A 21,659-nucleotide genomic window follows, 5' to 3' on the forward strand; every position below is an offset into this window, starting at 1 on the left:
GTAGGAAACGGCACGGTGTCCCCCGAGACCGTGAATGGCCGACCATTGTTACCCCGTTCGGACCATTTCCCCTTGCTCATCTCGGGTGCATTCGGCGTGCCGCCGAAACCGCTGGGGAGGCACACGAATGGCCGAACGGACGACGACGGCGTCGTTCCCCGGGGCCGCCGCGCTGCGGCAGACCGGACGGCTCTACGGGCTCGGCCTCGACGTCGTCCGGCTGACGTTCCGGCGCCCGTTCCAGGTGCGTGAGCTGATCCAGCAGTTCTGGTTCGTCGCGAGCGTCTCGATCCTGCCGACGGCCCTGGTCTCGATCCCGTTCGGCGCGGTGATCGCGCTGCACATCGGGTCGCTGACCACGCAGATCGGCGCGCAGTCCTTCACCGGTGCGGCCAGCGTGCTCGCGATCATCCAGCAGGCCAGCCCGATCGTCACCGCGCTGCTCATCGCCGGTGCGGGTGGCAGCGCGATGTGCGCCGATCTCGGCTCGCGCACCATCCGCGAAGAGATCGACGCCATGGAGGTCCTCGGCGTCTCGCCCGTCCAGCGGCTGATCGTGCCGCGGGTGCTCGCCGCCATGGGCGTCGCGGTCTTCCTCAACGGCATGGTGAGCGTCGTCGGCGTGCTCGGCGGCTACTTCTTCAACGTGATCATGCAGCACGGGACGCCGGGCGCGTACCTGGCCAGCTTCTCGGCGCTGGCGCAGCTGCCCGACCTGTGGATCAGCGAGATCAAGGCGGTCATCTTCGGCTTCGTCGCCGGCGTGGTCGCCGCCTACCGGGGCCTGAACCCCAAGGGCGGCCCGAAGGGCGTCGGCGACGCCGTCAACCAGTCCGTGGTCATCACGTTCCTGCTGCTGTTCGTGCTGAACCTGGTGCTCACCACCGTCTACCTGCAACTCGTGCCGCCCAAGGGGAGCTGACGTGACGACGACGGAAGTCCCCAGAACCGCGCGCGTGCGCGAAGCCGTCGACCGCCGGTTCGGCTTCCTCGACACGCTCGGCGACCAGATCCTGTTCTTCCTCCGCGCGATCGCGTGGACGCCGCGGGCGCTGCGCCGCTACCTGCGCGAGGTCGTCCGCCTGCTGGCCGAAGTCAGCTTCGGCAGCGGCGCGCTCGCCGTCATCGGCGGCACGATCGGCGTGATGATCGGGATGACCGTCGCCACCGGCACGGTCGTCGGCCTGCAGGGCTACTCCGCGCTCAACCAGGTCGGGACGTCGGCGTTCGCCGGGTTCGTCTCCGCCTACTTCAACACGCGCGAGATCGCGCCGCTCGTGAGTGGCCTCGCCCTGAGCGCCACCGTCGGCTGCGGCTTCACCGCGCAGCTCGGCGCGATGCGGATCTCCGAGGAGATCGACGCGCTGGAGGTCATGGGCATCCCGAGCGTCCCGTACCTGGTGACGACGCGGGTGATCGCGGGCTTCCTCGCCGTCATCCCGCTCTACGCGATCGGGCTGCTCTCGAGCTACCTCGCCTCCCGGCAGGTCACCGTGTGGTTCTTCGGCCAGTCCGCGGGCACCTACGACCACTACTTCCTGCTGTTCCTCCCGCCCGGCGACGTGTTGTGGTCGTTCGGGAAGGTGCTCGTCTTCAGCGTCGTCGTGGTGCTGGCCCACTGCTACTACGGCTTCCGCGCGAGCGGCGGCCCGGCCGGCGTCGGCGTGGCGGTCGGCCGTGCGGTGCGCACCGCGATCGTCGCGATCAGCGTGCTCGACTTCTTCCTGTCCCTGGCGATCTGGGGTGCGACGACCACCGTGCAGGTGGCCGGATGAGACGGGAGACCCGCCGCAAGGCCGGGATCCGCACCGCGGGCGTGCTGTTCCTGGTGGTGCTGGGCGTGCTCGTGACGCTCTCGATCAAGGTGTACGACAAGGACTTCGTCGCCACGGTCCCGGTGACGCTCAAGGCGGACCGCATCGGCAACCAGCTCTCCCCGGGCGGCCAGGTCAAGGCCCGCGGGGTGCTCGTCGGGGAGATCCGCGAGGTCCGGGCGACGCCGCAGGGCGCCGAGATAGCGCTTGCCCTGGAGCCGGGCAAGGTGGACATGCTGCCCCGCACCGTTTCCGCGCTGCTCGTCCCGAAGACGCTGTTCGGCGAGCGGTACGTGCAACTGTCCATTCCGGACGGTGCCAGGGCCCCGCACCTGAGCGCCGGCGACGTCATCGCGCAGGACCGCTCGGCCAACGCGATCGAGCTGGAACGCGTCTTCGACAACCTCCTGCCGCTGCTCAAGGCCGTCCAGCCGCAGAAGCTCGCGACGACGCTCACCGCGGTGTCGACGGCGTTGCAGGGCCGCGGCGAACAGCTCGGGCAGACGATCGGCACCGCCGCGGACTACCTGAAGGACTTCACCCCCGACCTGCCGACCCTCACCAAGGACATCCACGACCTGGCCACGGTCTCGAACCTCTACGGCGACATCGCGCCCGACCTGCTCGACGCGCTCACCTCGTCGGCCGTCACGCTCAACACGGTCCACGAGAAGCAGGCCGACCTCGCCGGGGTCTACCAGCAGGTGACGTCGTCGTCCGAGGAGGTCACGACGTTCCTGCAGAACAACCGCGACAACCTCATCGCACTGGCCGCCGACAGCCGCGCGCCGCTCGAAGTCGCCGCGAAGTACTCCCCCAGCTTCGCCTGCACGATCGGTTCGCTGAGCGCCCTGAAGGGATCCATGGACAAGGTCCTCGGCGCCGACCGCGGCGAACCGGGCCTGCACGCCGAGGTCACGGTGACCGCCGACAGCGGCAAGTACCTGCCCGGCAAGGACGACCCGCGTTTCACCGCCGGCGGCGAGCCGCGCTGCTACCCCTCCGGCGTCGCCCCGACCACCGGCACCGCCGCCGCGGCCCCCGGCACCACCGGGCACCCGCTGCTCACCGGCGGCCAGGGCGACCTCGGCGTCGCGAACTCGCCGCAGGAGGAGCAGCTGCTGGCGACGCTGGTCGCGCCGTCGATCGGCGTGCCCACGGCCGACGTCCCGGAGTGGAGCAGCGTGCTCGTCGGGCCGCTCTACCGCGGCACGGAGGTGAAGCTCAAGTGAGGAACATCGCCTCCCCGCTCATCAAGAGCCTGATCTTCATCGTCGTCACGGCGCTGGCGACGACGCTGCTGGCCGTGTCCATCACGAACTCCGGCGTCGGCGGGACCCAGCGGTACACGGCGAAGTTCCTCGACGCCACCTCGCTCAACACCGGGGACGACGTGCGCATCTCCGGCGTCCGCGTCGGCCAGGTCGAGTCCCTCGACATCAGCGACCACAACCGGGCGCTCGTCGGGTTCTCGCTCGACCAGGGCCGCCGGCTGCCCGCCGACGTCCACGCCGTCATCAAGTACCGCAACATGGTCGGCCAGCGCTACATCGCCCTCGAACGCGGCACCACCGGCACCCGCGACCTGCTGCCCGAAGGCGGCGAGATCCCCCTGGAGCGCACGACCCCGGCCCTGGACCTCACCGACCTGTTCAACGGCTTCAAGCCGCTGTTCCAGGCGCTCTCGCCGAACGACGTCAACGAGCTGTCCGGCGAGATCGTCCAGGTGCTGCAGGGCGAAGGCGGCACCGTCGAAAGCCTGCTGGCCCACACCGGCTCGCTGACCACCACCCTCGCCGGGCGCGACAAGGTGATCGGCGAGGTGATCGGGAACCTCGATTCGGTGCTCAAGACCGTCAACGGCAAGGGTGACGCGCTGGCGAACCTGGTGTCCACGCTGCGGCAGCTGGTGTCCGGCCTGGCCGGCGACCGCGCCGCGATCGGCGACGCCATCAGCGGGATCGGCGACCTGACGGAGTCGACGGCCGGCCTGTTCGAGCAGGCGCGGCCGCCGCTGAAGGAGAGCATCGCCGGGCTGCAGACGGTGGCCGGCACCCTGGTGCAGAACCAGTCCGAAGTGGACAGCTTCCTGACGAACCTGCCGGTGAAGTTCAGCGAGATCGGCCGGGTGGCCTCCTACGGGACGTGGATGAACTTCTTCCTCTGCCGCGCCACGCTCGAAACCACGCCCCAGCGCGGGGTCTACGTCCCGACGGCGAGGTGCGGCTCGTGAAGTCCTTCAAGGAGCGCAACCCGATCGCCCTCGGCGCGGTTGGCAGCGTCGTGCTGGCCGCGCTGCTCACCGTCACGTTCAACTACGACAACCTGCCGATCGTCGGCGGCGGCACCACCTACCGGGCCGAGTTCTCCGAGGCCGCCGGCCTGCAGCCGGACGACGAGGTCCGGATCGCCGGCATCAAGGTCGGCGCGGTCCGCGACGTCGAGCTGGCCGACGACCACGTGCTCGTGTCGTTCCGGGTCAAGAACGCCTGGATCGGCGACCGCACGACCGCCGACATCAAGATCAAGACGTTGCTGGGCCGCAAGTTCCTCGCGCTGAACCCGACCGGCGACGGCGTCCAGGACCCGGGGCAGCCGATCCCGCGGACCCGGACCGTCACGCCCTACGACGTCACCGACGCCTTCAACGGACTCGCCGACACGGTCGGCGCGATCGACACCAAGCAGCTCGCGGACAGCTTCACCACGCTGTCCGACACCTTCCGCAACTCCCCCGAGCACGTCCGCAGCGCGCTCGACGGCCTGTCCCAGCTGTCCAAGACGGTCTCCAGCCGCGACGGCGAGATCGCCGACCTGCTGGCCAACGCGCGGAAGCTGACCACGACGCTGGCGAACTCGAACGACGACTTCGAGAAGCTCATCGACGACGGCAACCTGCTGCTGACCGAGCTGAACAACCGCCGCGACGCGATCCACGAGCTGCTCACCGGCTCGGCGCGGCTGGCCGACCAGCTGCGCGGCCTGGTCGCGGAGAACTCCGACCCGCTCAAGAAGGCGCTGCAGTCGCTGTCGCAGGTGACCGACCTGCTGAAGAAGCAGAACGACAACCTCACCAAGGGCCTGCAGCTGGCCGGGCCGTACTTCCGCGTCGTCACCAACACGACCGGCAACGGCCGCTGGATCGACGCCTACCTCTGCGGCCTGCTGCCGGAGAACCACGACCCCTGCACCGCGCCGGGAGGCACCAAGTGAGTGCGCTGACCACCACCCGCGCCGGGGTCCTGACCAGCCGGTTCGTCGCCGCCGCGATCCTGCTCGCGCTGCTCGTGACGGCCGCGCTGTGGTGGGTGTTCTCCGGGAGCGGGCAGCACCACGTCACGGCGTTCTTCACCCGCGCCGTCGGCGTCTACTCCGGCTCCGACGTCCGCGTGCTCGGCGTCCGCATCGGCCAGGTCGACTCGGTCACCCCGCGCGGCGAGCAGGTGCAGGTGGACATGAGCGTCGACGGCTCGGTCGGCATCGCCGCGGACACCACGGTGCTGGTGATCGCGCCCAGCGTCGTCGCCGACCGGTACGTCCAGTTCGCGAAGCCCGCCCGCGGCGGACCGCGGCTGCCGGACGGCGCGTCCATTCCGGTCCAGCGCACCGCCACGCCGGTGGAGCTCGACCAGCTCTACGCCAGCCTCGACACGCTGTCGAAGGCACTCGGCCCGAACGGCGCGAACTCCCAGGGCGCGCTGTCGGACCTGCTCAAGACCGGCGCGCAGAACCTGCAGGGCAACGGGCAGGCGGTCAACGACAGCGTCCGCAACTTCGCCCAGCTCGCGCGCACGCTGGCCGGCAACTCGGGCGACCTGTTCGGCACCGTCGACGAGCTGCAGCGGTTCACGACCATGCTCGCCACCAACGACCAGCAGGTCAGCGGCGTCAACCAGCAGCTGTCGCAGATCTCCGGCACGCTGGCCGCCAACAGCGGCGAGCTCGCCCACGCCCTCGACAGCCTCGGCCAGGCGCTCGGCGACGTCCAGGCGTTCATCCGCGACAACCGCGGCGCCTTGAAGTCCACTGTGGACAATCTGGTGACGACCACGCGGACGCTCGTCGAGCAGCGCCAGTCGCTGGCCGACACCCTCGACGGCGCGCCGCTGGCCGTCACGAACGTGCTCAACGCGATCGACCCGGCGACCGGGCGGCTGCGCGGCCGCGCGAACCTCGACTACTACCTCACGGCGCTCCCGCTGCCGGTCACCGGGGACGTCTACACGAACGGGGGTGGCCGGTGAAACGGGTCCTCACCGCCGTGAGCGTCGGGTGCCTGCTGCTGGCGGGCTGCTCGGGCGGCGAGTTCAAGGGCGTCTACGACCTGCCGCTGCCCGGCGGCGCCGACCTCGGCGACCACCCGTACGCGGTGACCGCGCAGTTCGCCGACGTCCTCGACCTCGTCCCGCAGGCCGCGGTGAAGGTCGGCGACGTCCCGGTCGGGCGGGTCCGGGAGATCCGGCTCGGCGGCGACGGCTGGACGGCCGAAGCCGTGCTGGACGTCAACGGCGACGTCGTGCTGCCCGCCGACGCCGTCGCGCGGCTGCGCCAGTCCAGCCTGCTGGGCGAGAAGTTCGTCGAGCTGGCCGCGCCGGACGGGCAGGCGCAGAACGCGGGTGCCGGACGGCTGGCGAACGGCGCCACGATCACGCTGGACCGCACCAACCGCAACCCCGAGTTCGAAGAGATCTTCGGCGCCCTCTCGCTGCTGCTCAACGGCGGCGGGATCGGGCAGCTGCAGACGATCGACCAGGAGCTGTCGAAGGTGATGGACGGCAACGAGGCGCAGATCCGCTCGTTCCTGTCCGGGGTGAACACCCTGATGACCGACCTGGACGCGCACCGGTCGGACATCACCGAGGCGCTCGACGGGCTCAACCGGCTGTCCGTGACGCTCGCGAACCGCCACGAGCAGGTGTCCGGTGCGCTGACCGACCTGACGCCCGGCCTGCGGACGCTCACCGACCAGCGCACCCAGCTCGTCTCGATGCTGCAGGCGCTGGACCGGCTGTCCACGGTGGCCACCGACGTCGTGAACCGCAGCCGCGACGACCTGGTCGCGGACCTGCGCGCGCTCGCACCGATCCTGGACCAGCTGGCCGCCGCCGGGGCCGACCTGCCGAAGTCGCTGCAGATGCTGCCGACGTTCCCGTTCCCCGACTCGGTGCTCCAGGCGATCAAGGGCGACTACGTCAACGCGTACACGTCGATGATCCCGGCGCCCGGGGTGCCGCTGCCCGATCCCGGCCAGGGTGTCCCGCCCGGCCTGCCGACGCTCCCGCTCCCCTCGGGAGGCAGCTGATGCTGACGCGCAGGGTGCGGATCCAGGTGGTCGCGTTCGTCGTGATCGCCCTGGCCACGACGGCTTTCGTCGGCGCGAACTACGCCGGGCTCGGCCGGTTGTTCGGCTCGGGCAGCTACACGGTGAAGCTCGAACTCGCCGAAGGCGGCGGGCTGTTCACCAACGGCGAGGTGACCTACCGCGGCGTCGCGGTCGGGCGCGTCGGCGAGCTGCGGCTGACCCTGACCGGGACCGAGGCCGACCTGCTGATCGACGACGGCGCCCCGCCCATCCCGGCGGACTCCCGCGCGGTGGTGGCGAACCGGTCGGCCGTCGGCGAGCAGTACGTCGACCTGCAGCCGCGCACCGGCAACGCGCCCTACCTGGCGGCGGGGTCGGTGATCCAGCGCGAGTCGACGACGTTGCCGCTGCCGGTGAACAGCCTGCTGACGGACCTGGATTCGTTCACCGCGTCGGTGCCGACCCAGGACCTGCGGACGGTGGTGGACGAGCTCGACGACGCCCTGCGCGGCGCCGGGCCGGACCTGCAGACGCTGCTGGACTCGGCGACGACGTTCACGCACGAGGCGAGCGCGAACCTGCCCCAGACGTCGAAGCTGATCGGCGACGGCGCGACGGTGCTGCGGACCCAGGCCGACTCGTCGTCGGAGTGGCGCTCGTTCAGCAGCAACGCCCGGGTCTTCGCCCAGCAGCTGGCTCGCTCCGACGGCGACCTGCGGCGGCTGATCGCCACCGCACCGCCCGCGGCGACCGAGCTTTCCGCGGTGCTGAAGGAAAACGACCCCGGCCTGCCGATCCTGCTGGCCAACCTGCTGACGACGGCCCGGGTGTTCGGCACGCGCACCGCGGCGGAAGAGACGCTGTTCGCGAACCTGCCGAAGGCGGTGGCGGGCGTCGGGTCGGCGTTGAACGACCGCGGCGACGCGCTGCGGATGGGGCTGGTGCTGAACTTCGACAACCCGCCGCCGTGCGTCCAGGGCTACGGGGGCACGCAGCACCGGTCGAGCGACGACCTCTCGCCGTTGCCGCTGAACACCGACGCGGCGTGCACGCTGCCGTACGGCAACGAGAGTTCGGTGCGCGGTGTGCAGAACGCGCCGCATCCGCCCGTGCCGGCGCCGGCGCTGCCGGGTGGGCTGACCGGGCCGCTCGGGATCGGCACGCAGGCGACGTCGACGAGCCTCGAGGAGATGCTGTGGTTGCGCTGAAGCACGGGGCGGTGGCGCTGGTGGTGGCCGCGGCGGCGTTCGCGGGCTGGTCGGGCTATTCGTGGTACGCGGCTTCCCACGCCGCGTCGTTGACGTACGGCGTGGCCCGCGACGACGCGCTGTCGAGCGGCCGGACGCTGGTGGCGGAGCTGAGCAGCCTCGACTACCACGACGTGAACGGCGGCCTGGACCGCTGGCTGTCGGCGTCGACGGGCCCGCTGCACGACCAGCTGGCCCGCACGGACGACACGACGAAGAAGACCCTGGCCGCCAACGCGACGGTGGCGACGGGCCGCGTGCTGGACGCGGCGCTGAGCGAGCTGGACGAGCACGCGGGCACGGCGAAGATGCTGGCTTCGGTGGAGATCACGATGGCGAAGGAAGGCACGGCCCCGGCGGTGAAGCGCAACCGCTTCGCGGCGGCCCTCTCGCGGACGGCGGACGGGTGGAAGCTCAGCGCGCTGGACCAGCTCCCGGTGGGTGCCCGGTGAACCGCGCGAAGACGATCGAAGTGCCGGACGGGCAGGCGCCGGCCGAGGTAGCGGATGTCGCGCAGGCGGTCGCGGCCCGGGACGGCTCACCTGCGACCGAGCCGGGCTTGCCGGCGGCCGAGCCCGGCGCCGGCGCAGCCGAGGGCGAGACCGACCGAGCGGCCGAGGCGACCGCCGAGTCGGCCGAAACCACCGAAGGCGAAGCCGAACCGGCCGAAACCCACCCAGCCAGAACCCGCCCCGCCTGGCTCCGCCTCCCCACCCTCCTCCTCGCCGCCGCCCTGGTCCTCGCCGGTGCCGGCGTCTGGTTCACCCTCGAGGCCCACTCCGCCTCCTCCAACCCCGCCGCGGACAACCTCGCGCTCACCGATGTCGGCCAGACCGCCGACGTCACCTCCGCCGTCACCCTGGCGATGAACCGGATCTTCTCCTATTCCTACGACAAGACCGACGTCACCGAAAAGGCCGCCGCGGCCGTGCTGCGGGGGTCCGCCAAGGATTCCTACGACAAGCTCTTCGCCCAGGTCCGGCAGAAGGCGCCCGAGCAGAAACTCGTGCTCACTTCGCGCGTTTCCGCGATCGCCGTGCAAGAACTCCGGAATGGTCACGCGCGGTTACTCGTCTTTCTCGATCAATCAGCCGTCCGGGCCGACAACAATGCGACCGACAGCGCCGCGGCGCAGCTTTCCGTGACCGCGGAACGTGCGGGTGACGGCTGGGTCGTCACCGAACTCGAACCCCGTTGAAAACAAGCCGAACAACGAGTACTTCACCGTTTCCGGGAGCACCCGGGGCGGACGGGAAACGCAAAAGGAGGACAACCATGTCCGTGGCAACGCAGCTGAGGAGAATGGCCGTGCTCACGTCGGCGGCGGCCGTCGTGCTGGGCGGGGTCGCGGTGACCCCGGCCTCGGCCGACGTCATCCCGATCCCCGTGTCCTACAAGGTGACCGGCAGCACCACGGTGAAGAAGACCGGCAGCGCCATGAAGCTCGGCCCGGGCTCGCTCAAGGGCAACCTGCTGATCGACGACCAGACCGGCTCGGTCGGGCTCAGCGCGGACCTGGCGCTGCCGCCTTCCCAGGCCGACATCTCCCTGCTCTCGGGCATCTTCCGGATCAAGGCCAAGGTCAAGGTGACCCCGCTCGGCCCGGCCACCGGCACGATCGCCGACGGCAACCTGGTCACGCACGCCAAGGCGAACATGGAGATCTACGACATCTGGGCCGGCCCGATCATCCCGGTGATCCCGCTGCCGACCGTGCCGGGCAGCTGCAAGACGAAGACCCCGCTCGACCTCACGCTGTCCGCGCAGGACATCGACATCACCGCGCCGGCCATCACGGTGACCGGCACCTACACGATCCCCGAGTTCTCCAACTGCTTCATCGCCGACATCGCCCTCGGCGCCCTCATTTCGGGGCCGGGCAACACCATTTCGCTCGACCTGGCCAGCGACGCCACCTGAGGCCGACCGCGGGTGGCGGGCCGCGCGCCCGCCACCCGCCGGCTCAGCAAGCCGCGTTCGGGTCTTCCTTCAGCGCGAAGCTGTCGTTGTCCCCGGCCGAGACGGCGAACACCGGCCCGCACCAGGGGAAGGAGGACTCACCGACGAAGTTCGAGCCCCAGGCCACCACCGAGCCGTCGGTCTTGACAGCGACGTTGTGGTTGAACCCGGCGTCGACGCTCACGACGTCCGACAGCGCTTCCGGCGGTACCTCGGTCTGGTGGAAGTTGTCCCGGCCCCAGGCGTAGACCTGGCCGCCTTTCAGCGCCAGGCTGTGGTTGAACCCGGCGGACACCGCCGTGACACCGGAGGAAAGCCCGGCCGGCACCGTCGCCTGCCCGTAGGTGTTGCTCCCCCAGGCCAGCACACCGCCGTTCTTCAGCGCCAGGTTGTGGTCACCGCCGGCGGAGATCGCGGTCACGCCGGACTGGGCGGCCGCCGGCACGTCGGTCCGCGTCCCCCAGCTCACGACCTGCCCGCCCTGCTTCAGCGCGAGGCTGTGCATGTTGGACGTCGAGATCGCGAGGACGCCGCTGGACACCGACGCCGGCAGGGTGGTCTGGCCGTACCAGTTGTTGCCCCACGCCAGGACCTTGCCGTTCTTGAGGGCCAGCTCATGCCCCCAGCCGGACGCGATCTGGCTGACCCCGGACGTCGCCGCGGCGGGGATTTCGTTGGCGCCCCAGTTGTTCGCGCCCCACGCCAGGACCGCGCCGCCCTTCAGCGCCAGCGCGGTCGTGCTGCCCGCCGAGACGGCGGTGACGCCGGTCAGCGCGTCCGCCGGCGGGATCGTGACGTCGTAGTCCGGCTTGCCCCAGGCGAGCACGCCGCCGACGGTGGCCGCGGACGCCGGCTGCGCGAACACCGAGACGGCCATCGCCGCCGTCACCGCGAATGCGGCGCCCTTCAGTGATACCCGTCCACAACGGGAAGTACCCGGCACGGTAGCCTCATTTCTCCGGTTTCGTTATCCGGGATTGCTTCGGCAAGATCACAAATGGTAGACCGTACCGAACGGCGCTTCGCCGCGGCGGCCGTTCTTTGTCAACATCCGCCAAATCCGGTCGCGCGCCTACGCCGTCGCGCACAAGAAGCCGATAACGCCCGGCACGCGCCGGTGCGAAGTCTTGTTCCTTACTGAACTGGCGAGTAGCCTCGATTCCGGCAGATGGACCTCCACCTCGCACGCCGATGAATCGCGACCCGCCGCCCGGGGCAATGGGGACGGTGACCGCGATGGGGGCGCACGGCGGCGAGGAATCGATCAGCCAAAGCCGAGACTGAACTGAATCAAAGGAGATGACAGGTATGTCCCGACTCAGCAGGCTGTCCGCCGGTTTCGCCACCACCGCGACCGCCATCGGCGCCATCGCGGTGCTGACCGCGGGCACCGCGGCCGCCGCCACCGTCACCTACACCGCCGGGGGCACGGCGGGGATCACCTACAACTGCACCTTCCCCGGCATCTCGCCGCAGCCGGTCGCGATCACCGCGCACCTGGACGCGCCCGACGTCGTCCCGGCCGGCACCACCATCACCCCCACCAACGTCGGCGGCAGCGCCACGATCAGCGCGACCGTCCACTCGCTGCTGACCGCGGTCGGCTACGACGGCATCCGGGGCACCGCGACGGTGCCGGTCACGGCGTCGGCGGGCACGCTGTCGCAGCCGTCGGCCACCGGCCTGAACATCCCGGAGGTGATCTACCCGACCGGCGGGCCGATCACCGTGAACATCTCGCAGGTCGCGACGTCCAGCGTTCCGGACTGGACCGCGCCGGCCAGCGCGGGCAGCGCCACGCTGTCGCTGACGAGCGGGCTGTCGGCGAACCTGGAGTTCCACAAGAAGTCCAGCGGCACCTGGTCGCCGTGGACGATGAACTGCACCCTCAAGGTGACGAACCCGGCGCAGAACACCGCGTTCAGCCCGAGCATCACCGTTTCCTGACCGGGTTCCCGGTGCGGGCCCTCCCCAGGCCCGCACCGGGACGTCCCGTCCTTTCCGAACGCACCCAGGGAACCTGATGCCACGTCGAGTCCGGCCCCGCACCCGCACCGTGTCCGCGCTGGCGGCCGTCGGCCTGCTCTCCGCGGTGAACGGCGCGCTGACCGGCGTCGGCTCGGCCGCCCCCGCGCCCGCGGTCCCGCCGGACACGAAGGCCACGGCGTCGGTTTCGGTGACCTGCCCGTTCGCCGACCCGCTCGGAGCGCGGAAGCTCACGGCCGAAACGGCGGCGACGCTGCCCTCGCAGGCGAAGACCGGCTCGTCGGCCAAGATCGGCGCGTTCTCGGCGAAGCTCACGCTCCCCCGCGACGTCGCGCTCTCCTACCTCCCGGACGGCGCCACCGCCGGATCGCTGCGCGGCGACGTGCACGTCGACCTGGCCGTGCACCAGGGCGACCGCGCGGACAAGGTGCCGGTCGACCTGATCGTCCCGGCCACGCCGCTGCCGGAGACCGGTGACCTCACGCTGGCGGCCACCGGCACCGTGCCGGAGATCGCCCTGAACACCGTCGGCGCGGTCACCTTCGACGTCACCGCGCCGACGCTCGCCCTCGAAGCCGTCCCGCCGCCGGACACCGCGGTCACGCAGCCGGCTCCGCTGGTCGCGTGCACCCTCGACCCCGGCCAGCAGACGGCGCTGGGCAAGATCATGGTCCTGCCGAAGACGGTGCCGGGCACGAAGCAGAAGCAGCAGGCGGCCGCGGCCGCCGCCGACGCGCCCGGCCCGGGCGATCCGCCGACCGACGACGAGTTCGCGGTGCCGCTGAGCCTGGTCACGATCTTGACGAAGTCGACGGTCAAGAAGCTCGGCGCGACCGTCGCCGCCGACCCCGCGTTCCTGTTCAACGGGCTGTTCATCCTCAACCTGGTCGACGGCACCTCGCGGGTCACCGGGTCGACCACCTTCAACCCGGCGACGACCTCGTTCCTCGGCTTCGGTTTCGTGCCGGTGACCGCGACCGTCGAGTTCCTGCCGGTCGACTACCGGAACAGCAAGGTCATCGAGATCGCCGGCAAGATCACCACCGACCCGGACACCGGGGCCACGTTCCTGGACACGACGCTGCAGGTGATGGCGCGGCTGAGCAACGCGAAGGTCAACGGCGTCCCGCTCGACCTCGGCCCCGACTGCGTGACCAAGGACAAGGTGACCCTCACGCTGAACGGCCCGTACGAAGCGTTCGGCGTCGGGCACATCCGGACCGACGAGAAGACGGGTTTCGAGCTTCCCGGGTTCACCGGCTGCGGCGCCGCCGGCCAGGACCTGGACCCGCTGCTCACCGGGATGGGCTCCGGCAAGGGCAACCAGGCCTTCGTCGACACCTACAACCTGATCGTGTGCACCGAACCCGACCACACCCAGTGCCCGCCGGGGTCCGACGGCCCCCCGCCGGAAGCGGCGGCGAAGAAGGCGGTCAAGCACTCGCACTGAGGGGGACGCATGAAGAGCGGAGCCCGTGCTGCCGATCCGCGGACCGCAGTAGTCCCGAAGCGGTCCTAGCTGTTCGTCCACTGTGGACGAGACGCTCCGGTGCGCGGCGAAGGCAGCAGCTCGCTCACCGGATACCGCAACGGCAGCGGTGCCGCCCCGGCACGCAGCGCCAGCTCCATCTCGAACCGCGCCGCCGGGTCGCGCAGGCTGTCGCCGAACGTCGCCTGGAGCTGTCTCATGCGGTAGCGGACCGTCTGGGGGTGCACGCCGAGGCGTTCCGCGATCTCCACCACGTTGCCCTGGCTGTCGAGCCACGCGCGCAGCGTCTCCAGCAGCCGCTCCTGCTGCTTGCCCGTCATGTCCGCCAGCGGCGCGAACAGGCGGTGCCGGAGCGTGCCGACCAGGCCCGTGTCGGAGTTGACCAGCAGCGTCGCCAGGTGCTCCTCGGCGCGCAGCACCGGACGCGGCGCCAGCACGCCACGCTCGGCCAGGTGGAGCGCGTTCCGGGCCCAGCGCAGGGAATCCGCCACCGACGCCACCGGGACGCACGGGCCGATCGAGAGCCGGCAGTCCGGCAGGGCCACCTGCAGCGTCGCCAGCCGCGCGCCGCCCAGCTCGCCGGGGACCACCAGCTTCGGGTCGGGCGTGTCGAGCTCGGCGAGGATGTCCGCGTCCAGCCCGGCGTGGCGGCGGGCCGGGGCGACGCCGCTCGCCGGGCAGACCGCCACCGGTGTCGCGTCGGTGGGCACCGGCCAGCCGATCAGCTGGGCCAGCTCGGCGATCGCCTTGGGCGACGCGGGCGGCGTCTCGAGGATGAGGTGCAGCAGCTTGCGGCGCCACGTGTCGAGCGCTCCCGCCGTGCGCGCCTTCGCCTCCAGGTAGCCGTCGAGCGCGACGGAGGCTAGTTCGTCCATGAACGCCAGCATCGCGTCGGCCAGCTGGGACATCACCGCCGACGAGAGCCCGCTCCGCCGCCCGACGCGCATGATCCGCCGCCACGACACGCGCGCGCCGACCCGGTAGGCCGATTGCAGCGTGTCGAGGCTGCGGCCTTCGCGCATTTCGTTCTGGCCCAGCCGGTGGTGCACCTCGTGGGACTGCTCCTTCGACACCGTCGGGTCGGCGATCTGCGCCACGAACAGCGTGATCGCGTACTCGACGCCGGCCCGGATCGACTTGCCGTAGGGGCCGTCGAGCGGGCGGGCGTAGGCCGGGATGGTCGCGCGGATCTCGTCGACGATCTCGGCGGCGAGGCTGGCCAGCTCGGGACGCAGGATGTCGGCGAGCTTGCGAGGCAGTGCGGCAGGCGGCGGCGCAGCGTGATCGAATCCGCGCTCCACCGACATCGCAGCTCCTTCGCTCCGCCCCGGGATCCCGGCCGGGCACCCCACCTGGTGCGGGGTGACACCGGACACATCGAAAAAGTAGTCCGGAACGTGTCACACCTTCGAAGGGAAACCGATTTCTTGTCATCTTCGTGACAAGTTCACGAGACCGGGCTGCGGAACGCTGACAACCACCCCGCCGACTGCTCACGATTGTACGTACGAACGGCGGAACCGGGAACCGCCGCGCACACTGGGCCGCTCGCTTGTATCATGTGGTTGATACAAGCGAGGAGGTCCGGACATGCCGTGGGACAACGTGCTCGCCGTCGCGATCTTCACCGGGCTGATCGGCCTGGCGATCCTGATCGTGCTCTGGCCGGGCGAGAAGCACGGAAAGCGCTTGCTCGAACGCTGGGGCGTGCCGGATCCGGACGCCGCCGAGGTGGCGCTCGCCGTCCGGTACCTGAAGCGGCGCCGGCTCTGGTACCCGTGGCTGTTCCTGGTCATCCCGCCGGTCCTCGACGGCACCGGCGCCGGCTCGATCGTCGCGACGCTGCTGCTCGGCGGCCTGATCGCCGAGCTGTTCGCCCAGCGGCCCGCGCGCGGGCCGCGCCGGGAGGCCGTCCTGGTCCCGCGAACGCTGCGCGACGTCGTCCCGATCTGGGCATTGGTGCTCAGCGGGCTGGCTTCGGCGGGCGCGATCGCGCACCTCGCCTGGACCCGGCAGTGGACGCTGCTGGCCGTGGCGGCGGGCACGACGGCGCTCTGCTGGCTGATCGCCGCGCTCGCGGTGCGCCGCCCGGCGATCGGGGAACCGCGCGCCGACCTGGCCCTGCGCCGCCGCAGCGGGCGCGTCGCGATCGGGCTGGGCATCGGCACCTGCGCCGCGCTCGGCTGGCCGGGCGGCAACCTCGTCTCGCTGCTGGTGGTCGTGGCCGGGCTGGCCGCGTTCCTCGCCGTCACGGCCCCGGTGAAACGGCTGCCGGCGGCCGCGTGAAGATCGTCGTCGACACGGAGAACGGGCTCGCGCCGTGGCGGCAGGTGCACGACCAGGTGGTCCACGCGATCACGACGGGAGCGCTGCCGGAAGGGGCCCGGCTGCCCCCGATCCGCCAGCTGGCCCGGGACCTGGGGCTGGCGTCCGGAACGGTGGCCCGCGCGTACCGGGAGCTGGAGGCGGCGGGCTGGGTGGCCACGGCCCGCGCCCGGGGCACGGTGGTGACGATCCCGCCCGGCCGCCCGGATCCCGCGACCCTGCTGCACTCCGCGGCGGCCGGGTTCGTCAGCCAGGCCCGCGACCTCGGCGCGGACCTCGACACGGCCTTGGCCGCCGTCCGCGCGGCTTACCGGTCGTGAGTGGGAAACAGTGTGCTAACCCGGTTTCCCACTCACGAGCAGCCGGCCCACCGCGGCCAGCACCGGTTCCAGCACCTCGACTTCGCGGGACGTGCCCACGCACTCGGTGATCCCCGCGCCCACGACGTCGAACGCCGCCAGCGCGTCCAGCTCCGCCACCAGCCGCTCGATCGTCCAGCCGGCCGGCTCCGGGCAGTTCAGGCCGGGGAACTCCCCGGGGTCCAGCACATCCAGGTCCACGTGGACGTACAGCTTGTCCACCCCGGCAAGGGCATCGAACGACTCCACCACCAGGCCGCGGGAAACCGCCGCCCGCTCCTCCGGGTCGAACACGCGCGTCCCGGCCAGCACCGCGTGCCCGGGTTCCAGGGCCGGGTCGGCCGCGAACTCCGGGTCGCCCTCACCGAACAGGGACCGCAGCACCATGCCGTGGAACGCCCCCGACGGCGACGTCGAAGCCGTGTTCAGGTCGGCGTGCGCGTCGAACCAGGCGACGCCCAGGCCCGGCCCGTACCGGAAGCGGGCCACGCCGATCGGGACCAGCTCGACCCCGCAGTCACCGCCGATGGTCAGCACCGGTCCGCCCGGTGCCTCCAGCGCGGCCAGCTGCGCCGCGCGGTTCGCTCCGGTCAGCACCGCGCGGTTGGCCACCCCGGCGTCCACTTCGGACAGTGAGCGCGTCTGCCGGACGTGGTGGACGGGCCTGCCGAGCACGTGCCCGGCCAGCTCCGCGAGCGCGAGACAGCCGTCCGGCAGCCCCGCCGCCCGCGGTCCCACCGCGCCCTGGCGCTGCGGGACCGCGTTGACCAGCGTCATTCCAGCACCAGCAGGAGGTCACCGCCCTCGACCTGCTGGACGTTCGTGATCGCCAGCCTGCCGACCTTGCCCCCGGCGGACGCGGTGATCGACGCCTCCATCTTCATGGCCTCGATCGTCGCGACCGTCGCACCGGCCTCGACCGTGTCGCCCTCGGCGACCTGCAGCGTCACCACGCCGGCGAACGGCGCCGCGACCTGCTTCGGGTTGCCCTTGTCCGCCTTCTCGGTCGCCGGGATGTCCGACGCGATCGACCGGTCGCGGATCTGGATGGGCCGCAGCTGGCCGTTGAGCGTCGACATCACCGTGCGCACACCGCGTTCGTCGGCCTCGCCGATCGCTTCCAGCTCGATGAGCAGGCGCACGCCCGGCTCGAGGTCGACCGCGTACTCCTCGCCCGGCCGCAGGCCGTAGAAGAAGTCCTTGCTGGGCAGCACGGACGTGTCGCCGTAGGCCTCGCGGTGCGCCTCGAACTCCTTGGTGGGGGCCGGGAACAGCAGGCGGTTGAGCGTCCGGCGCGGCTCCGAAGCCAGCGCGGAACGGTCCTCTTCGGACAGTTCGGCGACCGGCTTCGCGGCTGCCCGGCCTTCGAGGGCCTTGGTGCGGAACGGCTCCGGCCAGCCGCCCGGCGGGTCGCCCAGCTCGCCGCGCAGGAAGCCGATCACCGAGTCGGGGATGTCGAACTTGTTCGGCTCCGCCTCGAAGTCGGCCGGCGAAACGCCCGCGCCGACCAGGTGCAGCGCGAGGTCGCCGACGACCTTCGACGACGGCGTCACCTTCACCAGGTGCCCGAGGATCTTGTCGGCGGCGGCGTACATCGCCTCGATGTCCTCGAACCGGTCGCCCAGCCCCAGCGCGATGGCTTGCGTGCGCAGGTTCGACAGCTGGCCGCCGGGAATCTCGTGGTGGTAGACGCGCCCGGTCGGCGAGGCCAGCCCGGCCTCGAACGGCGCGTAGATCTTGCGCACGCTCTCCCAGTACGGCTCCAGCTCGCCGATCGCGTCCAGGTCCAGCCCGGTGGTGCGGTCGGAGTGGTCGGTGGCCGCCACGATCGACGACAGCGACGGCTGCGACGTCGTGCCCGCCATCGACGACACGGCGCCGTCGACGGCGTCCGCGCCCGCGTTGATCGCCGCGAGGTAGGTGGCCAGCTGGCCGCCCGCGGTGTCGTGGGTGTGGATGTGCACCGGCAGGTCGAACTCCTTGCGCAGCGCGGTGACCAGCCGGGCCGCCGCGGGCGCGCGCAGCAGCCCGGCCATGTCCTTGATCGCCAGGACGTGCGCGCCGGCGCCGACGATCTGCTCGGCCAGCTTGAGGTAGTAGTCGAGCGTGTAGAGCTTCTCCCCCGGGTCGGACAGGTCCGAGGTGTAGCAGAGCGCCACCTCGGCGACGGCGGTCCCGGTCTCGCGCACGGCTTCGATGGCCGGGCGCATCTGCTCGACGTCGTTGAGCGCGTCGAAGATCCGGAAGATGTCGATGCCGGTCTTCGTGGCTTCCTGGACGAAGGCGGTGGTCACCTCGGTCGGATAAGGCGTGTACCCGACGGTGTTGCGCCCGCGCAGCAGCATCTGCAGGCAGATGTTCGGCACGGCCTCGCGCAGCGCGGCGAGGCGCTCCCACGGGTCCTCGGCGAGGAACCGCAGCGCGACGTCGTAGGTCGCGCCGCCCCAGCACTCCAGCGAAAGCAGCTGCGGCAGCGTGTTCGCGACGACCGGCGCCACCGCGAGCAGGTCCTTCGTGCGGACGCGGGTGGCGAGCAGCGACTGGTGCGCGTCGCGGAACGTCGTGTCGGTGACGCCGATGTGCGGCGACTTCCGCAGCCACTCCGCGAACCCGCCCGGGCCCAGCTCGACGAGCTGCTGCTTCGAGCCGTCGGCCGGCCGAGCGTCCTTCGGCAGCTTCGGGAGCTTGACCGTGGCGTCCGGCGTCTTCGGGCGCTCGCCGTGCGGCTTGTTGACCGTCTGGTCGGCGAGGTAGGTCAGCAGCCGCGTGCCGCGGTCGGCAGACTGCCGCGCGGTGAGCAGCTGCGGTCGTTCCTCGATGAACGACGTCGTGACGCGCCCGGCGCGGAAGTCCGGGTCGTCGAGAACCGCCTGCAGGAACGGGATGTTCGTCGCGACCCCGCGGATCCGGAACTCCGCGACGGCACGGCGCGCGCGGCGGACGGCGGTCTCGAAGTCGCGGCCGCGGCAGGTGAGCTTCACCAGCAGCGAGTCGAAGTGGGCGCTGATCTCGGTGCCGGAGAAGGCGGTGCCGCCGTCGAGCCGGATGCCCGAGCCGCCCGGCGAGCGGTAGGCGGAGATCATCCCGGTGTCCGGGCGGAAGCCGTTGGCCGGGTCTTCGGTGGTGATGCGGCACTGCAGCGCGGCGCCGCGCAGGTAGATCTTGTCCTGGCTCAGGCCGAGGTCGTCGAGCGTCTCGCCGGAAGCGATCCGCAGCTGCGACTGCACGAGGTCGACGTCGGTGACCTCTTCGGTGACCGTGTGCTCGACCTGGATGCGCGGGTTCATCTCGATGAAGACGTGGTTGCCCTGCTTGTCGAGCAGGAACTCGACGGTGCCGGCGTTGCGGTAGCCGATCTGCTTCGCGAACTTGACCGCGTCCGCGCAGATCCGGTCCCGCAGCTCGGGGTCGAGGTTCGGCGCGGGGGCCAGCTCGACGACCTTCTGGTGGCGCCGCTGCACCGAGCAGTCACGCTCGTAGAGGTGGATGATGTTGCCGGCGCCGTCGGCGAGGATCTGCACCTCGATGTGCCGCGGCTCGACGACGGCCTTCTCGAGGAACACCGTCGGGTCGCCGAAGGCGGACTCGGCCTCGCGCGCGGCGGCCTCGATGGACTCGCGCAGCTGGGCCGGCTCCATGACGCGGCGCATGCCGCGCCCGCCACCACCGGCGACGGCCTTGACGAAGACGGGGAAGCCCAGGTCGTCGGCGGCCGCGACCAGCGCGTCGACGTCACTGGAGGGCTCGGACGACCCGAGCACCGGCACGCCGGCCTCGCGCGCGGCCTTGACCGCGCGGGCCTTGTTGCCGGTGAGCTCGAGGATGTCGGCGCTCGGCCCGACGAAGGTGATGCCCGCTTCTTCGCACGCGCGCGCGAGATCGGGGTTCTCGGAGAGGAAACCGTAACCGGGGTAGACGGCGTCGGCCCCCGCCTTCTTCGCGGCGGCGACGATCTCGTCGACCGAGAGGTAGGCGCGCACGGGATGACCGGGCTCGCCGATCTCGTACGCCTCATCGGCCTTCAGGCGGTGCAGGGAGTTGCGATCTTCGTGCGGAAACACGGCGACGGTCCCCGCGCCCAGTTCGTAGCCGGCGCGGAACGCTCGGATCGCGATCTCCCCGCGGTTGGCCACCAGCACCTTGCGGAACATGCCCGGTCCTTCCCGTATGGATCGGTAAGTCACCGCACGTTACCCGGTTCTTCCCGCTCTGCGGGAGTTCAGTACCAGGTGATGGACATCATGCGCCGCGGAAGGTTCGCCGGGAAGACGTCCGGGCAGCTTCTCAGGATCCCGGCGGGGCGTAAAGCAGCCGGTTGGCCGTGCCGTCCGGGACCCCCTTCAGCGCGTTCGGGGTCGCCGCCTGAACAAGCGCTTGGTCCACCTGGTCAGGCGCCGCATCCGGGTGCTGGGCGCGGTACAGCGCCGCCACGCCCGCCGCGAACGCCGCCGCCATCGACGTGCCGGACTCCGGGCCCGCGCCCGTGCCGCCGGCGATCGGGCCCGGGACGTCGACGCCCGGCGCGTACAGGTCGACGTCCTGGCCGAAGTTCGACGCCTTGTCGGGGTGGTCCTGGCTGTCGGAGGCCCCGACCGTCAGCGCCTCCGGCACCCGGCCGGGGGAGAAGCCGCTCGCGTCCGCCGTCTCGCTGCCCGCCGGGACCGCGACCGGGACCACCGCCGCGAGGCGCTTGACCGCCGCGTCGAGCTGGTCGTTCGGGACGCCGCCGATGCCGAGGACGGCGACCGCGGGCTGCTGCGCGTTCTGCGCGACCCAGTCGATGCCCGCGATGATCTGGTCGGTGGCGCCCCCGCCGTCCTTGTCGAGCACCCGCACCGGCACGATCTGCGCGCCCTTCGCGACGCCGTAGTCCTTGCCCGCGGCAATCCCGGCGAGGCGGGTGCCGTGGCCGTTGGTGTCGGAGGTGTCGGAGCCGCCGCCGAGGAAGTCCCGCCCGGGCGCGACGCGGCCCTCGAAGTCCGGGTGCTTGGCGTCGACGCCGCTGTCGATGACGTAGATCGTCACGCCCGAGGCGTCGCTCGCGTAGTGGTAGGCGTGGTCGAGCCCGGCGCGCTGGTCGATCCGGTCGAGCCCCCAGCTGGGCGGATCGGCTTGCACCCCGCCGGCCCCCGGCTGCCCGGCGAGCAGGGTGGCCACCGCCGCGAGAAGCATCTTCAT

At 71.4% G+C, this 21,659-nt stretch carries 20 protein-coding genes; 15 read left to right on the plus strand and 5 right to left on the minus strand.

Going from position 1 to position 21,659, the window contains the following annotated elements:
- Positions 1-127 precede the first annotated feature (127 nt).
- The 11 genes from OG738_RS01735 (at position 128) to OG738_RS01785 (ending at position 10,283) form a co-directional block, all read left to right on the plus strand.
- A complete protein-coding gene (locus OG738_RS01735) occupies positions 128-922 on the plus strand; it encodes an MlaE family ABC transporter permease (protein WP_329050632.1) in 795 nt (264 codons plus the stop codon).
- Position 923: 1 nt separating this feature from the next.
- Positions 924-1,775, plus strand: coding sequence for an MlaE family ABC transporter permease (locus tag OG738_RS01740; protein WP_329050633.1), 852 nt, complete (start codon positions 924-926; stop codon positions 1,773-1,775).
- Positions 1,772-3,046, plus strand: a complete 1,275-nt coding sequence (locus OG738_RS01745) for an MCE family protein (protein ID WP_329050634.1) — start codon at positions 1,772-1,774, stop codon at positions 3,044-3,046. Before OG738_RS01740 ends, OG738_RS01745 begins: the two co-directional genes overlap by 4 nt.
- Positions 3,043-4,047 (plus strand): MCE family protein, encoded by a 1,005-nt coding sequence (locus tag OG738_RS01750; protein WP_329050637.1) that lies wholly within the window; start codon positions 3,043-3,045, stop codon positions 4,045-4,047. Before OG738_RS01745 ends, OG738_RS01750 begins: the two co-directional genes overlap by 4 nt.
- The gene (locus tag OG738_RS01755; protein ID WP_329050638.1) at positions 4,044-5,027 is read left to right on the plus strand and encodes an MCE family protein; all 984 of its coding nucleotides are present in this window, start codon (positions 4,044-4,046) and stop codon (positions 5,025-5,027) included. Before OG738_RS01750 ends, OG738_RS01755 begins: the two co-directional genes overlap by 4 nt.
- Entirely contained in the window at positions 5,024-6,058 is a 1,035-nt protein-coding gene (locus OG738_RS01760) for an MCE family protein (protein WP_329050639.1), read from the plus strand. The genes OG738_RS01755 and OG738_RS01760 overlap by 4 nt, the downstream gene beginning before the upstream one ends.
- Positions 6,055-7,116 (plus strand): MCE family protein, encoded by a 1,062-nt coding sequence (locus OG738_RS01765; protein WP_329050640.1) that lies wholly within the window; start codon positions 6,055-6,057, stop codon positions 7,114-7,116. Before OG738_RS01760 ends, OG738_RS01765 begins: the two co-directional genes overlap by 4 nt.
- Entirely contained in the window at positions 7,116-8,324 is a 1,209-nt protein-coding gene (locus OG738_RS01770) for an MlaD family protein (RefSeq protein ID WP_329050642.1), read from the plus strand. Before OG738_RS01765 ends, OG738_RS01770 begins: the two co-directional genes overlap by 1 nt.
- Complete coding sequence (locus OG738_RS01775) at positions 8,312-8,815, plus strand: hypothetical protein (protein ID WP_329050644.1); 504 nt, start codon at positions 8,312-8,314, stop codon at positions 8,813-8,815. The genes OG738_RS01770 and OG738_RS01775 overlap by 13 nt, the downstream gene beginning before the upstream one ends.
- A gap of 107 nt (positions 8,816-8,922) precedes the next feature.
- Positions 8,923-9,561 (plus strand): hypothetical protein, encoded by a 639-nt coding sequence (locus tag OG738_RS01780; RefSeq protein ID WP_329050646.1) that lies wholly within the window; start codon positions 8,923-8,925, stop codon positions 9,559-9,561.
- A gap of 77 nt (positions 9,562-9,638) precedes the next feature.
- A complete protein-coding gene (locus OG738_RS01785) occupies positions 9,639-10,283 on the plus strand; it encodes a hypothetical protein (protein ID WP_329050647.1) in 645 nt (214 codons plus the stop codon).
- A 43-nt stretch (positions 10,284-10,326) separates the two neighbouring features.
- Here OG738_RS01785 and OG738_RS01790 read toward each other — a convergent pair whose 3' ends face one another.
- On the minus strand, positions 10,327-11,199 hold the full coding sequence (locus OG738_RS01790) for an RCC1 domain-containing protein (RefSeq protein WP_329056511.1): 873 nt from the start codon (positions 11,197-11,199) through the stop codon (positions 10,327-10,329).
- Between the two features lie 431 nt (positions 11,200-11,630).
- On the opposite strand from OG738_RS01790, the gene OG738_RS01795 reads away from it, so the two are divergent.
- Positions 11,631-12,269 (plus strand): DUF6801 domain-containing protein, encoded by a 639-nt coding sequence (locus OG738_RS01795; RefSeq protein WP_329050649.1) that lies wholly within the window; start codon positions 11,631-11,633, stop codon positions 12,267-12,269.
- A 76-nt stretch (positions 12,270-12,345) separates the two neighbouring features.
- Complete coding sequence (locus OG738_RS01800; protein WP_329050650.1) at positions 12,346-13,758, plus strand: DUF6801 domain-containing protein; 1,413 nt, start codon at positions 12,346-12,348, stop codon at positions 13,756-13,758.
- Between the two features lie 65 nt (positions 13,759-13,823).
- Here the strand turns inward: OG738_RS01800 and OG738_RS01805 are convergent, their stop codons facing one another.
- Entirely contained in the window at positions 13,824-15,104 is a 1,281-nt protein-coding gene (locus OG738_RS01805) for a PucR family transcriptional regulator (RefSeq protein ID WP_329050652.1), read from the minus strand.
- A gap of 283 nt (positions 15,105-15,387) precedes the next feature.
- Between OG738_RS01805 and OG738_RS01810 the strand changes: the two genes are divergently transcribed.
- Together OG738_RS01810 and OG738_RS01815 are read left to right on the plus strand one after the other, a co-directional pair.
- Entirely contained in the window at positions 15,388-16,083 is a 696-nt protein-coding gene (locus OG738_RS01810) for a hypothetical protein (RefSeq protein WP_329050654.1), read from the plus strand.
- Entirely contained in the window at positions 16,080-16,442 is a 363-nt protein-coding gene (locus tag OG738_RS01815) for a GntR family transcriptional regulator (protein ID WP_329050655.1), read from the plus strand. Before OG738_RS01810 ends, OG738_RS01815 begins: the two co-directional genes overlap by 4 nt.
- Positions 16,443-16,457: 15 nt before the next feature.
- Here OG738_RS01815 and OG738_RS01820 read toward each other — a convergent pair whose 3' ends face one another.
- The 3 genes from OG738_RS01820 to OG738_RS01830 all read right to left on the minus strand — a co-directional run bounded on the left by OG738_RS01820 (position 16,458) and on the right by OG738_RS01830 (position 21,653).
- Positions 16,458-17,258: an arginase family protein gene (locus OG738_RS01820; RefSeq protein ID WP_329050656.1), complete on the minus strand. Its 801-nt coding sequence runs from the start codon at positions 17,256-17,258 to the stop codon at positions 16,458-16,460.
- Positions 17,255-20,632, minus strand: a complete 3,378-nt coding sequence (locus OG738_RS01825) for a pyruvate carboxylase (protein WP_329050658.1) — start codon at positions 20,630-20,632, stop codon at positions 17,255-17,257. Before OG738_RS01825 ends, OG738_RS01820 begins: the two co-directional genes overlap by 4 nt.
- Positions 20,633-20,765: 133 nt before the next feature.
- Positions 20,766-21,653 (minus strand): S8 family peptidase, encoded by an 888-nt coding sequence (locus OG738_RS01830; RefSeq protein WP_329056513.1) that lies wholly within the window; start codon positions 21,651-21,653, stop codon positions 20,766-20,768.
- Positions 21,654-21,659 lie beyond the last annotated feature (6 nt).

The organism is Amycolatopsis sp. NBC_01488, from assembly GCF_036227105.1.
In the GTDB taxonomy this organism is placed as follows: Bacteria; Actinomycetota; Actinomycetes; order Mycobacteriales; family Pseudonocardiaceae; genus Amycolatopsis.